The sequence below is a fragment of the Aliidongia sp. genome (assembly GCF_035943795.1).
Taxonomy (GTDB): Bacteria; Pseudomonadota; Alphaproteobacteria; order ATCC43930; family CGMCC-115725; genus Aliidongia.
The window spans coordinates 20,592-35,443 of the sequence record NZ_DASZBY010000157.1 but is presented as its reverse complement, the minus strand read 5'-3'; the positions used below and the strand labels follow the sequence as shown (position 1 = coordinate 35,443).

13 protein-coding genes are annotated in these 14,852 nt (G+C 65.8%); 3 read left to right on the top strand and 10 right to left on the bottom strand.

Going from position 1 to position 14,852, the window contains the following annotated elements; translation table 11 throughout:
* Positions 1 to 181 precede the first annotated feature (181 nt).
* Together VGV37_RS30045 and VGV37_RS30040 are read left to right on the top strand one after the other, a co-directional pair.
* Positions 182 to 1,645: an alkaline phosphatase family protein gene (locus tag VGV37_RS30045; RefSeq protein WP_326883562.1), complete on the top strand. Its 1,464-nt coding sequence runs from the start codon at positions 182 to 184 to the stop codon at positions 1,643 to 1,645.
* A gap of 113 nt (positions 1,646 to 1,758) precedes the next feature.
* On the top strand, positions 1,759 to 2,706 hold the full coding sequence (locus VGV37_RS30040) for a diguanylate cyclase (RefSeq protein WP_326883561.1): 948 nt from the start codon (positions 1,759 to 1,761) through the stop codon (positions 2,704 to 2,706).
* A gap of 39 nt (positions 2,707 to 2,745) precedes the next feature.
* Here the strand turns inward: VGV37_RS30040 and VGV37_RS30035 are convergent, their stop codons facing one another.
* The 8 genes from VGV37_RS30035 to VGV37_RS30000 all read right to left on the bottom strand — a co-directional run bounded on the left by VGV37_RS30035 (position 2,746) and on the right by VGV37_RS30000 (position 11,109).
* The gene (locus tag VGV37_RS30035) at positions 2,746 to 3,444 is read right to left on the bottom strand and encodes a class I SAM-dependent methyltransferase (protein WP_326883560.1); all 699 of its coding nucleotides are present in this window, start codon (positions 3,442 to 3,444) and stop codon (positions 2,746 to 2,748) included.
* Positions 3,445 to 3,454: 10 nt separating this feature from the next.
* On the bottom strand, positions 3,455 to 4,735 hold the full coding sequence (locus VGV37_RS30030; protein ID WP_326883559.1) for a TRAP transporter large permease subunit: 1,281 nt from the start codon (positions 4,733 to 4,735) through the stop codon (positions 3,455 to 3,457).
* Positions 4,732 to 5,298: a TRAP transporter small permease gene (locus tag VGV37_RS30025; protein ID WP_326883558.1), complete on the bottom strand. Its 567-nt coding sequence runs from the start codon at positions 5,296 to 5,298 to the stop codon at positions 4,732 to 4,734. The genes VGV37_RS30030 and VGV37_RS30025 overlap by 4 nt, the downstream gene beginning before the upstream one ends.
* Positions 5,299 to 5,381: 83 nt before the next feature.
* Positions 5,382 to 6,383, bottom strand: coding sequence for a TRAP transporter substrate-binding protein (locus VGV37_RS30020; protein WP_326883557.1), 1,002 nt, complete (start codon positions 6,381 to 6,383; stop codon positions 5,382 to 5,384).
* Positions 6,384 to 6,440: 57 nt separating this feature from the next.
* Positions 6,441 to 7,292, bottom strand: coding sequence for an FAS1-like dehydratase domain-containing protein (locus VGV37_RS30015; protein ID WP_326883556.1), 852 nt, complete (start codon positions 7,290 to 7,292; stop codon positions 6,441 to 6,443).
* Positions 7,293 to 7,304: 12 nt separating this feature from the next.
* On the bottom strand, positions 7,305 to 8,462 hold the full coding sequence (locus VGV37_RS30010) for an acyl-CoA dehydrogenase family protein (protein WP_326883555.1): 1,158 nt from the start codon (positions 8,460 to 8,462) through the stop codon (positions 7,305 to 7,307).
* Positions 8,463 to 8,470: 8 nt separating this feature from the next.
* A complete protein-coding gene (locus tag VGV37_RS30005; RefSeq protein ID WP_326883554.1) occupies positions 8,471 to 9,979 on the bottom strand; it encodes a fumarate hydratase in 1,509 nt (502 codons plus the stop codon).
* A complete protein-coding gene (locus VGV37_RS30000) occupies positions 9,976 to 11,109 on the bottom strand; it encodes a CaiB/BaiF CoA-transferase family protein (protein ID WP_326883553.1) in 1,134 nt (377 codons plus the stop codon). The genes VGV37_RS30005 and VGV37_RS30000 overlap by 4 nt, the downstream gene beginning before the upstream one ends.
* Positions 11,110 to 11,216: 107 nt before the next feature.
* Between VGV37_RS30000 and VGV37_RS29995 the strand changes: the two genes are divergently transcribed.
* Positions 11,217 to 12,116, top strand: coding sequence for a LysR family transcriptional regulator (locus VGV37_RS29995; protein ID WP_326883552.1), 900 nt, complete (start codon positions 11,217 to 11,219; stop codon positions 12,114 to 12,116).
* 30 nt (positions 12,117 to 12,146) lie between these two features.
* On the opposite strand, the gene VGV37_RS29990 is transcribed toward VGV37_RS29995, so the two are convergent.
* Both VGV37_RS29990 and VGV37_RS29985 read right to left on the bottom strand, forming a co-directional pair.
* Positions 12,147 to 13,625, bottom strand: a complete 1,479-nt coding sequence (locus tag VGV37_RS29990) for an efflux transporter outer membrane subunit (RefSeq protein WP_326883551.1) — start codon at positions 13,623 to 13,625, stop codon at positions 12,147 to 12,149.
* A complete protein-coding gene (locus VGV37_RS29985; RefSeq protein WP_326883550.1) occupies positions 13,622 to 14,836 on the bottom strand; it encodes an efflux RND transporter periplasmic adaptor subunit in 1,215 nt (404 codons plus the stop codon). The genes VGV37_RS29990 and VGV37_RS29985 overlap by 4 nt, the downstream gene beginning before the upstream one ends.
* Between the last annotated feature and the right edge of the window lie 16 nt (positions 14,837 to 14,852).

Genomic DNA, 14,852 nt, shown 5'->3' with positions numbered 1-14,852 from the left:
TCCGCGGCGCTGTCGCTCCTCGCTCTTGTCATCCTGTTCTTCCTGAAGGAAATACCCCTGCGCACCAGCCCGGGCACGCCCGGCGATGCGGCCAAGGTCGTCGCTGCCGCGCTCGCCGATTGACGCAAAACCGTCATCCGGCATGGCTATAGTCCGCCGCCATCGAGGGTGGGGGAACGCCATGAGAATGTTTCGGTGCGCCGTGGGCGCAGCACTTGCTGCGACAGGGCTGATGGGCAGCCCCGCCGGCGCGGCCAGCTATCGGCACGTGCTGTTGATCTCGATCGACGGGCTGCACCAGGCCGACCTGAAACGCTTCATCGACGCCAACGGCCGTTCGGTGCTGGCCCAGCTCGCGGGCCGCGGCAAGATCTACGAGAACGCCCAGACCACCAGGCCGTCGGACAGCTTCCCCGGCATGCTGGCGATGGTCACCGGCGGCACCCCGTCGGCAACGGGGATCTATTATGACGCGTCGTGGGATCGGGCCCTGTCACCCGCCGGCTCGGATTGCACCAAGATCGGCGCGTCGGCCGATTTCGATGAAGAGATCGACGTCGACGCCGAAGCCCTCGACGCCGGCGGCGGCATCGACGAGGCGAAGCTGCCGCGCGATCCTAAAGCGGGCTGCAAACCGGTCTGGCCCCATGCCTATCTCCGCAGCAACACGGTATTCGACGTCGTCACGGCCGCCGGCCTGACGGGCGCCTGGCTCGACAAGCATCCGGCCTACGACATCCTGAAGGGACGCAGCGGCACCGGCCTCGCGGATTTCTATGCACCGGAGATCGCGGCCGGCGCCCAGGATCACGACGTGCGGAAAGCCGAGGCGAACGACGACCTGCGCGTGGCCGCCCTGGTCCGCGAGATCAACGGGCTGGACCATGCCGGCATCCGCAAGATCGCGGTTCCTGCCGTCTTCGGCATGAATTTCCAGGCAGTCAGCGTCGGCCAGAAATATGCCGGTTATATCGATGCCGCCTTCACCCCGAGTCCCGATCTGGCCGAAGGCCTGGCGCATACGGATCGGTCGCTGGGCGTCGTGGTCTCGGCACTCAAGGCGGCCGGCCTCTACGACGGGACGCTGCTGATCCTGGCGAGCAAGCACGGCAATTCGCCGGTCGACCCGAAGCTCGTGCGCAAGATCGACGGCAAGAGCCTGACCAAGGCGGTCGACGAGGCGGTCAAGGGCGGGCTGGCCCATGCGACGCTGGACGACGTCGGCCTGCTCTGGTTGACCGATGGCGCGCAGTCGAAAACGATCGCCGACGCGCTGATGGCGCGCAAAGATGAATTGGGGATTGGTCACATCTACCAGGGGCCGGAGCTGAAGCGGCTGTGGGGCGCCGATCCCGCCGCGGACTCACGGGTTCCGGACCTGTTCGTCGAGACCCAGCCGGGCGTCATCTATACCAAGCCGACCAATGCCAAGATCGCCGAGCATGGCGGCTTCTCCGCCGACGACACCCATGTGGCGATCCTGGTGTCGGGTGCCCGCATCACGCCCGGCACGGTCCGCGATCCGATCGAGATCCGGCAGGTCGCTCCGACCATCCTCCGTGCGCTCGGCATGGACCCGAACAGGCTCGATGCCGTTCGCGCTCAGCATACCAAAGCCCTGCCTGGCCTCGATCTTGCGAAATGACGATGCGCAACAGCCTGGCAAGGTGGCGACTTGGCGGACTCTTGTCCGATTTTTTATAGTAAGCTCCGCACGTAGGCCGTAGTTTGGGCCGCAAGGCCAGTACGTGAGGCGGGATGACGGTCGAGAAGCACAGAATTTTGATCGTCGATGATGCGGCGACGAATATCGAGATTCTGAACGAAGTCCTCGGCGCCGAATATGACAGTCTGTTCGCCATGGATGGCGTGACGGCGCTGCGGTTGGCCGTGGAGCAGGAACCCGATCTCATCCTGCTCGACGTGGTGATGCCCGGGCTCGATGGCCACGAAGTCTGTCGGCGTCTGAAGGCCGATCCGCGCACCAAGGGCATCCCGGTCATCTTCATCTCCGGCCTGTCCGACGAATCCGATGAGGCCAAGGGCCTCGAGATCGGCGCCATCGACTATATCACGAAGCCGTTCAGCCCGCCGATCGTCCGCGCCCGGGTGCGCAATCATCTGCAGTTGAAGCGCTACCAGGACATGCTGGAGCGGTTGCTGGTGCTCGACGGCCTGACCGGCATCGCGAACCGCCGCCGCTTCGACGAAGCGCTCGAGCACGAGTGGTTGCGCTCGCGCCGTCAGGGCACGACCATGTCGCTCATCATCATCGATGTCGATTGCTTCAAGCTCTACAATGACAATTACGGTCACGCTGCGGGCGATGAATGCCTGAAGCGGGTCGCCAACGTCCTTGCCGAGGGCGTTCACCGGCCCAGCGACCTGGTCGCGCGTTATGGCGGCGAGGAATTCGTCGTCATCATGCCCGAGACGGATGCGGCCGGCGCCATCGTGATCGCCGAAACTCTGCGCCGAAGCGTGCTCGCCATGGCGCAGCCCCACGCCTTCTCGACCGCCGGCACCGTCGTCTCGGTCAGCATCGGCGGCGCCACCATCATTCCGGCGCACCATACCCAGGGGGCCGAAGAGCTGGTGAAACTGGCCGACACGCGGCTCTACGAAGCCAAGAATGCCGGCCGCAACCGGGTCGCCTGGGCGGCACAGCCCGACGCCGGCACCCCGCCGGTCGGCGAGGTCTTCTGACGAAGGCCAGTCCAGTCACCTGTCGAAGCGAGGACGGGTTCAGGCTTTTCGAAACAGATTGATCCGGGCCGGCTGATGGAAGCAGTAACCATCGGCGCTCTTTTCCGCAGTCGCCTCGAATGCCTGGCGCAGCGATGCGACATGTTCCGCGATGATCGGCGCCCTGGCCGGATCGACGGCGACCATGCGGGCTTCGAATACGCCGAAATCCTTGAAGATCATAGGGTTGCGATAAGTTTCCTCACGGATCGCGACAAGGCCGTGGCGCGTAGTGGCGCGCAGGGCGTCATAGGCTTTTGCCCGAACGAAGGTTTCGTCCTCGACGAGCCTGGTCAGTTCGAAATAGGAGCCGGCGGCGATCGGTTCCAGCGCGACCAGGACGCCGCCGGGCACCAGCACCCGGGCCGCTTCGGCCAAGGCCGTGTCGAGCAGGTCGACCGGCACGTGATGCAGGCTGTTGAAGAAGATCGCGATGTCGACGGCGGCATCGCCGAGCGGCAGGGATTCGGCCCGGCCTTCCAGATAGCGCTCCAGCGCGACCGGGGGTGCTGCCAGTGCCGGGGCCAGGGCGCGGGCATCGATCTCGACGCCGGTCATGAGCGCCCCGCGCCGTGCGAGCGCGCGTACGAGCGCGCCATCGCCGCAGCCGATGTCGAGTATCCGGCGTCCATCGATCTCGATCAAGGCGTCGAGCCGGTCGAGATGCTTGGCAATCGGCAGAGAGTCGATAGGGGTCATGCGCGTATCCTCACATTCCCAGATGATGAGGCAGCCAGACCGACAGGACCGGGACATAGGTGATCAGCACCAGGAAGAACAGCATGGCGACCAGCCAGGGCAGCACCGCCACGGTCAGTTCCGAGATCCCCATGCGGGCGATGCCGGACGCGACGTAGAGGTTGAGGCCGACCGGCGGATGGCAAAGTCCCACCTCCATGTTGACGGCCATCAGGATGCCGAAATGGATCGGGTCGACGCCAAGGCTGGTCGCGATCGGGAACAGGATCGGCGCCATGATCAGCAGGATCGACGTCGGCTCCATGACGTTGCCGGCGGCGAGCAGCACGACGTTCACGACCAGCAGGAAGGTCCAGACGTCGAAATGCTGGGCCACGATCCAGGCGGCCATGTTCTGCGGAATGTGCTCGTTCGTCATCAGGAACGAGAACAGCACCGCGTTGGTGATGATGTAGAGCAGCATGGAACTGGTGTTGGCGGCACTCAGCAACACCTTGGGCACGTCGCGCAGGCGCAGGTCGCGATAGACGAAGACCGCGATGACGAAGGCATAGACCGCGGCGACGGCCGCCGCCTCGGTCGGGGTGAAGATGCCACCATAGATGCCGCCCAGCACGATGGCGATCAGGGCCAGGCCCCAAAAGGATTCCCGGAAGGTGCGCCAGCGCTCGCCCCAACTCGCCCGCGCCATGCGCGGATAGCCGCGACGCCAGGCGATGACCAGCGTGATGCCGATCATCAGGATGGCCAGCAGGATGCCGGGCACGACGCCCGCCATGAACAAGGCACCGATCGACGTGTTCGTCGAGACGCCAAACAGCACCAGGATGACCGACGGCGGCAGCAGGATGCCGAGCGCGCCCGAGGTCGTGATGACGCCGGCGCCGAATCGTTTGGGATAGCCCTGGTCGACCATGGCCGGCAGGATGATCGAGCCGATTGCGACCACGGTCGCGACGCTCGAGCCCGAGACGGCAGCGAACAGCGCCGACGCCGCGACGCCGGCAAGGCCGAGGCCGCCCGGCCAATGGCCGACCAGCGACGAGGTAAATGCGATCATGCGCCGCGCAACGCCACCGCGCGTCAGGAACGTGCCGGCCAGGATGAAGAACGGGATCGCCATGATCGAGAAATTGTCGAGGCCGGTGAACAGCTTCAGCCCGACGCTCTCGATCGGTACCTGCGTCATGGTGAACATGAACGCGAGGACGGTGAGGCCGAGCGCGATCGAGATCGGCATGCTGGTCAGCATCAGGGCCAGCAGGATGCCGAAGATGAGGGCGGCGCTCATACGGGCGCGCCCATGTCGACGGTCTGGCCCTCCAGGTCCTCGACATGGCCCGCATCGTGATGCGGCAGTTCGCCGGTGCGCCAGAACCGCCAGGCGACCTGCAGGAACCGGAAGCACATCAGGTAGGAACCGAGCGGGATGCACAGATAGACGACCCAACTCGGCCATTCCAGGTCGGGCGTCGTCTGGTCGGTGCCCATCAGCCCATAGACGAATTCGGCGCCCATGGTGCCGATGACGCTGGTGAACAGCACGCCGCACATCAGGCCGAACAGTACGATGGCCTTCTGTCGCCGGGGTTCGAGCCGTTTCACCAGCACGTCGACGCCGACATGGATGCCGGTACGGACGCCGTAGGCGGCGCCGAACTTCGCCATCCAGATGAACATGAAGATGCAGAGTTCCTGCGCCCATCCCATGTCGAATTGGCTGGCGATCGGATAGAGCCAGCGGACGCCGGCCGCGAAGCGTTGGACCACGGACAGGAAGATGATCAGCGTGGCCCCGCCGATCATGGTCGCGATCAGGAGCTCTTCCAGCCGATCGAGGATCCGAAGCAGCATCTGGCTTTCTCTCCGCCAACGATTGAAGCACGACCGGTTCGGAGCACTCTCGGAAGGGCGGCTCCGGAACGGTGCGCAGGATGTCAGGGAGCGTCCGCGGTCGCTTTCCTGAACGCGTCGATCGTTTCCTTGCCGATGCGCGACGTCATCTCGTCGGCGACCGGGGCGAGTGCCTTGCGCCAGGCCGCCTTCTCCTCGGCCGTAAGCTCGATGAACGTTATCTTGCCGGAGGCTTTCATGGCGGCCAGTGCGTCGTCATTCTCCTTCTGGGACAGGTCGTTGGCATAGGTCGTGGCCTCGGCCATCGCCTTGTCGAGCTGGGTGCGGATGTCGGCCGGCAGACCGTCCCAGAATTTCTTGTTCACGATCACCGCGTAGCCGATATAGCCGTGATCGGACAGGGTGGCGTATTTCTGCACCTCGTAATGCTTCTGCGACCACATGTTCGACGGTGTGTTCTCCGATCCGTCGACCACGCCGGTCTGCATCGCCTGGTAGACGTCCGAGAAGGCCATGACCTGGGGCAGGGCGCCCAGCGCCTTGAACTGGGCCTCCAGTACCTTGGAGGATTGGATGCGCATCTTCAGGCCCTGGAAATCGGCCGGCATCTTGAGCGGCTTGTTGGCGCTCATGATCTTGAAGCCGTTGTCCCAATAGGCCAGGCCCGTGATGCCCTTGGACTCGAGCTTCTGGAACAGGCTCTTGCCCAGCGGCCCGTCGGTCACCCGGCGCAGTGCCGCCTTGCTGGGCACGATGTAGGGCAGGTCGAAGACCTCGAATTCCTTGGCGCCGAGCGGGCCGAACTTGGCCAGGGACGGGGCCAGCATCTGAACCGCGCCCAGTTGCAGCGCCTCGACCTCTTCCTTGTCCTTGTAGAGCTGCGAGTTCGGGTAGACCTCGATCCGCACCTTGCCGCCGGTGTATTTCTCGGCCAGTTCCTTGAACTTGTCGGCGCCCTTGCCCTTGGGCGTGTCCGGCGCCACCACATGGCTGAACTTGATCACGATCGGCTCGTCCGCCGATGCCGGCCCGGCGACGAGCGCCACGAGCGCGGTAAAGATGCCTGCCGCCAGAATATTCTTCATCTCGTTCCTCCCGATATTTCCAGACCTTCGTCTTGGATCTTCATTAATGTCAGCCTCTTATGAGCCGATTCGCGCCTCTGATTCCATGCAGATCTTTCCAGCCGCATCCTCGGTCCAGCAACGGATGCCCTCAGGATTGCGGATGCCTCGTATGGCGAAGCGCTGGCCCGAGAACAGCGGCGACAGGCCGCGGTACCGAAAGCCGGTGGGCACGCCGTCGCCCAGTACAGCCGCGAGATTGAACATGAGGCTCGCCTGCAACGGGCCATGGACGACCAGGCCCGGATAGCCCTCGACCCCGGTCACGTAGGGTTGGTCGTAATGGATCCGATGGCCGTTGAAGGTCATTGCCGAATAGCGGAACAGCAGGGTCGGCGTCGCGTCGACCTGCCAGGTCAGATCCGCCGCACGAGGCTTGGCCGGCGCGCGCGCGTCCTCCGGCTTTGCCGCGGAAGTGACCGCATCGCGATAGACGATGTCGTGCCGCTCCGACAGGGCCACGCCGCGCTTGGTCGAATAGTCGTGGTCGATCGAGACGAAGCATAGGGTGCCGGTCCGGCCCTGTTTGACGGTGACGTCGGCGATGACCGAGCGCCGGTGGACCCGGTCGCCGAGCTCGAGCGGCCCGTGGGTCGTGACCGATCCTCCGGCCCACATCCGTCTCGGCAACGGTACCGGTGGCAGGAACTCGCCCTTGGCGGCATGGCCGTCGCCGCCGATCGCCGAGAGCGGCGTGATCGGTGGCGCCAGGCACCAATGGAGCGCCAAAGGGGCCTCGCTCCCCGGCACGGCAGCCAGATTGGGATCGAGCGTCGCCCGATATTCCGCAACGAGGCGCGGCGTCACGATGTCGTCGGCCTCCAGGGATCGACCGATCCAGGACCGCAGGGCAGAGAGATCCAGGTCCAAGGCAGGGCGTCCTCAGTAGGAGCGGGGCAGGCCCAGCACGTGCTCGGCCAGATATGACAGGATCAGGTTGGTCGAAATCGGCGCGACCTGGTAGAGCCGCGTCTCGCGGAATTTGCGCTCGACGTCATATTCTTCGGCAAAGCCGAAGCCGCCGTGGGTCTGGATGCAGGCGTTCGCCGCCTCGAACGAGGCATCGGCCGCCAGCATCTTCGCCATGTTGGCCTCTGCGCCCGGATTGGCGCCGGCTTCGTAGAGACGCAGCGCGTCCCGCACCATCAGGTCGGCCGCACGCATGTTGGCGTAGGCCCTGGCGATCGGGAACTGGATGCCCTGATTCTGGCCGATCGGTCGCCCGAAGACGATACGCTCCTTGGCATAGGTCGAGGCACGATCGAGAAACCATTTCGCGTCGCCGATGCATTCCGACGCGATCAGGATGCGCTCGGCATTCATGCCCGACAGGATATAGCGGAAGCCTTTGCCTTCCTCGCCGATCAGGTTCTCCGCCGGCACTTCCAGATTGTCGAAGAAGACCTCGCAGGAATTGTGGTTCATCATCGTGCGGATCGGCCGGATGGTCAGTCCCTGGCCCAACGCCGACCGCATGTCGACCAGGAAGGTCGACAGGCCATCGGTCTTCTTCGCGACCTGGTCTCGCGCCGTGGTGCGCGCGAGCAACAGCATCAGGTCGGAATGCCCGGCCCGGCTGGTCCAGATCTTCTGGCCGTTCACGATGTACTTGTCACCCTCGCGTCGGGCGACCGTGCGGAGCGACGTCGTGTCGGTGCCGCTGGTCGGCTCGGTCACGCCGAACGCCTGCAGCCGCAACTCGCCGCTGGCGATCTTGGGCAGGTACATCGCCTTCTGGGCGTCGCTGCCGTGCCGAAGCACCGTGCCCATGGTGTACATCTGGGCATGGCATGCCGCCCCGTTGCCGCCGCTGTGCTGCACGGTTTCCAGGATCGCCGCCGCACCGGAGAGCGGCAGGCCGGCGCCGCCATATTCCTCCGGGATCAGCACCGAGAGATATCCGGCCTCGGTCAGCGCCTGGACGAACTCGGCCGGATATTCCATGCCCCGATCCAGCTTGCGCCAGTATTCGCCGGGGAAACGGGCGCATAATTTCGCAACGGCTTCGCGGATATCGGCATAGGGGTCAACAGCTTGCATGACGATTCTCAGGGAGAGGCCGGCGCGGTGCGCCAGCGGGCAGGACCTTCGCGATGGATCGAGGTGCCCTGGGCATCGACCGCGACGGTGACGGGCATGTCCGCCACGACGAACTCGTGGATCGCCTCCATGCCCAGATCCTCGAACGCCAGGACGCGCGACGATTTGATCGCCTTGGAGACGAGATAGGCCGCACCGCCGACCGCGATCAGGTAGGCAGCGCGATGGACCCGGATCGCTTCGATCGTCGCCGGCCCGCGCTCGGCCTTGCCGACCATGACCAGCAGGCCGGTCTGGGACAGCATGGCCTCGGTGAAGCGATCCATCCGGGTCGATGTCGTGGGTCCGGCCGGTCCGACTGCTTCGGTGCCGACCGCATCGACCGGTCCGACGTAATAGATCGCCCGATCCCGGAAATCGACCGGCAGCGGCTGGCCGGCGGCCAGGATCTTCGTCATGCGGAGATGGGCCGCGTCACGGCCCGTCAGCAGCCGGCCCGACAGCAGCAGCGTCTCGCCGGCCCGCCAGGTCGCAACCTCTGCCCGGGTCAGCCGATCGAGATCGACCCGGCGTGCGCCGGCCTTGAGACCGTCGAGCGGAATCTCCGGCCAGAGGTCGAGGCTCGGCGGCGTCAGTTGTGCCGGTCCGGAACCGTCGAGCACGAAATGCACGTGGCGGTCGGCCGCGCATTGCGGGATCAGCCCGACCGGCAGGGAAGCGGCATGGACCGGAAAGGTGCGGATCTTCACGTCCAGCACCGTGGTGAGGCCGCCTAGTCCCTGGGCGCCGATGCCGAGCGCATTGATCTTTTCCCACAGCTCGATCCGCATCTCCTCGAGTTTCGAAGCCGGCCCTCTGGCGCGCAATTCGGTCATGTCGATCGGGTCGAGCAGCGACTGCTTCGCCATCAGCATGGCCTTCTCCGCGCTGCCGCCGACGCCGATGCCCAGCAGGCCGGGCGGACACCAGCCGGCGCCCAGGGTCTCGACCGTGCGCAGCACCCAGTCGCCCACTGAATCGCTGGGCTCCAGCACCACGAAGCGCGACTTGTTTTCGGAACCGCCGCCCTTGGCTGCGACATGGATCTCGACGGTATCGCCGGCGACCATCTCGACATGCAGGTTGGCCGGCGTGTTGTCGCCGGTGTTCTTGCGGTCGAACAGGGGCTCGCGCACCATCGAGGCGCGCAGCGGGTTGACGTCGTTCCTCCAGGCGCGCCGCACGCCCTCGTCGACCAGCTCGTCGAGCGGTCGATGGGTGGCGAAGCGGGCGCCCATGCCGATCTTCATGAAGACGTTGACGACGCCGGTGTCCTGGCAGATAGGCCGATGCCCGATCGCCGCCATGCGCGAGTTCGCCAGGATCTGGGCGATCGCGTTCTTCGCTGCCGGACTCTCCTCGTGTCGATAGCTCTCGGTCAGGTGCCGGATATAGTCCTCGGGATGGTAGTAGGAGATGAACTGCAGCGCGTCGGCGATGCTCGCGATCAGGTCTTCCTCAGTGATGGGCGCGCTCATGCGGCGAATTCCTCGCGAATTGCCCGGTCATGCTCGCCGATGTCGGGCACAGGGCCAAGCTGTGGCTGCTGGCCGTTCCGGATCGCGGGCGGTGCGACGATCGACGCGATGCCGGCCGAGGTTTCGACCGCGGCCCGGCGCAGCGCCGGGTGAGACGCGAGGTCCGTGAGGTCGCTGACGAAACCATAGGCCGTTCGTGCCTCGCGCAGGCGCTCCGCCGCCGCGTCGCGTGTCATTGCGCCAAACACCGCGGCAACCCGGGCATCGACTTCCGGACGATTGGCGACGCGGGCGTTGTTGCTTCCGAAGCCGGCCTGCTTCGGCAGCTCCGGTTCCGCCATGAACGTGGAGCAGAAACTCGCCCATTCCCGCTCGTTCTGGATCGAGATCAGCACGAGCTTGCCGTCGGACGTCTCGAAGGCGCCATAGGGGCAGATCGACGGGTGGGCGAGGCCGACACGCTCGACCTGCCGGCCGGTGCCTTCGGCGTAGAGCAGCGGCACGTTCATCCAGTCCGCCATGCCATCGAACAGACTGACCTCGAGCCGGCTGCCCTCGCCGGTCAGCGAGCGGGCGATCAGCGCTTCCAGCACCGCGGCGTGAGCGGCCATGCCGCAGGCGATGTCGCAGACCGACACGCCGACCCGGCCGGGTCCGGCCGGGTGGCCGGTGATCGAGGCGAGGCCGCTCTCGGCCTGGACCAGCAGGTCATAGGCCTTCATTTCGGTATAGGCATGGCCGGCGCCGTAGCCCGAGACGTCGACCGTGATCAGCCGGGGATAGCGTCGACGCAGTGTCTGCGAGCCGAAGCCCACGCGGTCGGCCGCGCCGGGCGCCAAGTTCTGGATGAAGACGTCCGCCCTCGCCAGCAACCGATGCAGCAGGGCGGCGTCGTCCGGATCCTTGATGTCGGCGACCAGGCTCTGCTTGCCGCGATTGAGCCAGACGAAATAGCTGGACAGGCCGTTGACCGCCGCATCGTAGCCGCGGGCGAAATCGCCCTCTGGCCGCTCGATCTTGACGACGCGCGCGCCGGCATCGGCCAGCCGCGAGCTGCAATAGGGTGCCGCGACGGCCTGTTCGAGCGCCACCACCAGCAATCCTTCGAGTGGCCTCATCGTCGTGGCCATTCCATTCTCCGTCCTGCGGGCTGCTTCACTCACCTCTCGATGCAGTGTCGGGGGTGCGTTATCATCCGTCCAATATATAAAAACGCCTGTCCTGATACGTGATGCATATGGAGCTTCGGCATTTCCGCTATTTCCTGGCCGTAGCCGAGGAGCGGCATTTCACCCGCGCCGCCCAGCGGCTCGGCATCAGCCAACCGCCGCTCAGCCAGCAGATCAAGCAGTTCGAGGCCGAGCTTGGCACCGCACTGTTCCATCGCCTGCCGCACGGCATCGCCCTGACGGAGGCGGGCGAGCGGCTGGTGCCGGACGCCCGCGCGATCCTGCAGCAGGCGGGGGAGGCGCTCGACAACGCCCGGCGGGCGGCGCGTGGCGAATCCGGCATCATCCGCATCGGCTTCACTTCGTCCGCCTCGTTCCATCCGTTCGTCACGGGTGCCATCCGCGACTATCGGCTGGCCTATCCGGAGGTTCAGGTCGAACTGATCGAGGGCAATACGGTCCATCTGATCGCGATGTTCCAGACCGAACGCCTGAATGCCGCGTTCATCCGGCCGGTCCCGGGCGAGACGGGCGGGCTCGACTCCCATCTGCTGTTCCATGAAGAAATGTTGGTCGCATTGCCGGAAGACCATGCGCTGGCCCGGCGCCGTCGTGTGGCGCTGGCCGATCTCGCGCAAGAGACTTTCATCCTCTATCCGCGCCGCAACGGACGCGCGCTCTATGACGACATCGTGGGTGCCTGCCAGGCGGCGGGCTTCAGTCCGCGGGTCGGCCAGGAGGCACCGCAGATGGGCTCGACCGTGACCCTGGTCGCGGCGGGCATGGGGATTTCGATCGTGCCGGCCTCGATGATGCACCTGGCCGCGCCCGGCGTGACCTATCGCCCGATCGAGGGTCGCGCGCCGCGCGCGACCCTGAGCCTGGTGCATCTGGAAAGCGCCGCTCCCGCGGTCACCCGCGCCTTCGTCGAGATGGTGCTGGACCGGCGGAAGCGGGAAGGTTCGTAGCGCCTGCACGAAAACGACGAGGAAGAGTTTTCAAGGTGGCGCGGCGTCGGCGCTCTTTTCCAGATCTGTCAGCGACGGCAGCGAGTCCAGGTTCCAGCCGCCGCCGAGCGCCTTGATCAGTTGCACGCTCGCCTCCATGCGCCGGCGCAGGATCTCCGTCTGATTGCGTTCGTTGCTGAGCGCGATGGTCTGCGCGGTGATGACCTGCAGATAGGTATCGCGACCACCGACATAGCGATTGGTAAACAGTTGCAGCGAGTTCTGCGCCGAGGCGACGGCCTCGTCCTGCTGCTGAGCTTCCTGCTGCAGGATGCGCAGGCCGGACAGGTCGTCCTCGACCTGCTGGAACGCGCCGAGCGTTGTCTGCCGATAGCTGGCGACGGTGGCGTCGTAGTTGGCGCGCGCGGCATCCGACAAGGAGTCGCGCCGGCCGCCGTCGAACAGGGTTTCGGTCATGGTGGCGCCGACCGACCAGAGCAGGCTCGGCCAGTTGAACCAGACCGACGGGTTGTGACCCTCGAACCCGACGATGGATCCCAGCACCAGGGACGGATAATAGGCCGCACGCGCGATGCCGATCTGTTCGTTCGCCTCCGCAACCCGCCGCTCGGCGGCGGCGACGTCGGGGCGGCGCTGCAGCAGTTCCGACGGCAGTCCTGCGGGAATGGCCGGCTGGTGCAAGGTCAATGGCGCCGGCGGCAGGCTGAACGCGGCCGGTGTCTTGCCGATCAGGGCGGCGATGGCATGTTCGTATTGCGCCCGCTGGATCATGACATCGGTTGCCTGGACCCGCGTGGTATCGAGCTGGGTCTTGGCCTGCGCCACGTCGGAATCCGGTGCCGCACCGCCATTGGCCCGATTGGTCGTCAGTTGCAGCGCGTCGGCGAAGGCCTTCACCGAATCGCCGAGTAGCTTCTCCTGGGAATCCGCACTGCGCAGGTTGAAATAATCGATCGCCAGCTCGGCATGAAGGCTGAGGGTGACGGTCTGGAGATCGGCGGCGCTGGCCTGCGCCTCGTCCCCGGACGACGAGACGTTGCGTCCGATGCGCCCCCAGAGATCGACCTCGTAGGTGGCATCGAGCGGCAGAGTGAAATCGCCCGTCGTATGGGAGGTCGAGGGATAGGGTTTGTTATCGGACGTATTGATGCTGGTGACACCGGGCACGGTCGTCAGCAACGGAAATTCCGCTGCCCGGCTGACGCCGACCATCGCGCGGGCCTGGCGGAACCGGGCTTGCGAGACCTTCAGGTTCTGGTTCGATACGGTCACCTGTTCCTCGAGCGCGTTCAGGGTCGGATCGTTGAAGGCTTCCCACCATTTGCTGCGGGCAGCTTCGTCCGCCGGCCGGGCCGGATTCCAGACGCCGGCATCGACCGGCGCGATCGGTGCCGCTTCCTTGTAGGTTTCGGGAACCGCCGTGCTCGGCTTCACATAGTCCGGACCGACCTGGCAACCGGCGACGAGCGCCAGGGTCGTGAAGGTGGCGAAGGTCCGCAATCGCCTCATTTGGGCGCCCCGACCGGTGCCGGGGCTTCGGTGCGAACGGCGGTACCGGTGATCAGCGAGTCCGACGGATCGAGAATGACGTCGTCGGTCGCCTGCAGTCCGGAGACGACCTCGATCCTGTCGCCGTAGTCCCGACCGATGACGATCGGCACCAGGTCCGCCTTGCCGTCGTGGATCACCGCGACGCGGATGCCCTCCTTGCGGAAGATCAGCGCGTTGGACGGCAAGGTGACGGATTTCATCGGCTTCGCCAGGCTTAGATGGACGAAGGCATAGGCGCCGGGCAGCAGACGGCCGTCGGCGTTGTCGACGTCGATCTCGACCAGCAGCGAGCGCGAGGCCGGATCGATGGCGTTGGACGTGCGTGCCAGGATGCCTTGGAACGCCTCGCCCGGGAATTCGTCGAGCGTGACCTTCGCCTTGTCGCCGGGGTGGACCGCGCGGGAATAGGCTTCCGGCACCGAGACGAAGACGCGGATCCTGTCGATCGCCGACAGGTGGAACAGCTCGCGCGCCGCCGAATTGGCGCCGGCGTCGATCAGCGCGCCGATGTCCGTGTTGCGCGCGGTGATGATGCCGTCGAACGGCGCATAGACCTTCTCGTAGGACTGCATCCGCTCCAGCCGTGCCACGTCCGCCTGCTTTGAGGCCACGTTCGCCTTGGCGGCCGCTTGGGCGCCGACCGCATTGTCGCGTTCCTGGGTTGCGATCGACCGGGTCTTCAGCAGGTCCTCGTTCCGCTTGGCGGTGAGGTCGGCCAGCTTGAGGTTGGCCTGCGCCGTCTCGAGGTCGGCGCGCATCTGGCGCAGCTGCTCATCCACCTCCGGCGTGTCGATCTCGGCCAGCAGGTCGCCCTTCTTGACGTGAGCCCCGATGTCGGAGGTCCAGCGTTTCAGATATCCGGCGGTCCGGGCGTAGATCGGCGTGTCGGTGATCGCCTGGGTGCTGCCGGGCAGGACCAGTTCCTCGTTGGGCGCGCCCACGTCGGGATGGACCGCGCTGACCGTCGGCACGGCAGAGGCTTCGGTTGTCTGGGCCAGGACATGCTCGGCCTCGATCCGGCCGTGGATGCCGCTATAGACCGCGATAGCCAGCAGGATGACGACCAGCAACAGGATGACGAGGCCGCGCCGCGACCGGCGCGGCGGCGCCCCCTTCGGCAGGTCGTTGTCGTAGACCGCGTCCAACTCACCATTGCCGTTGGGCGTCATGTTGCTGCTCCGGTCT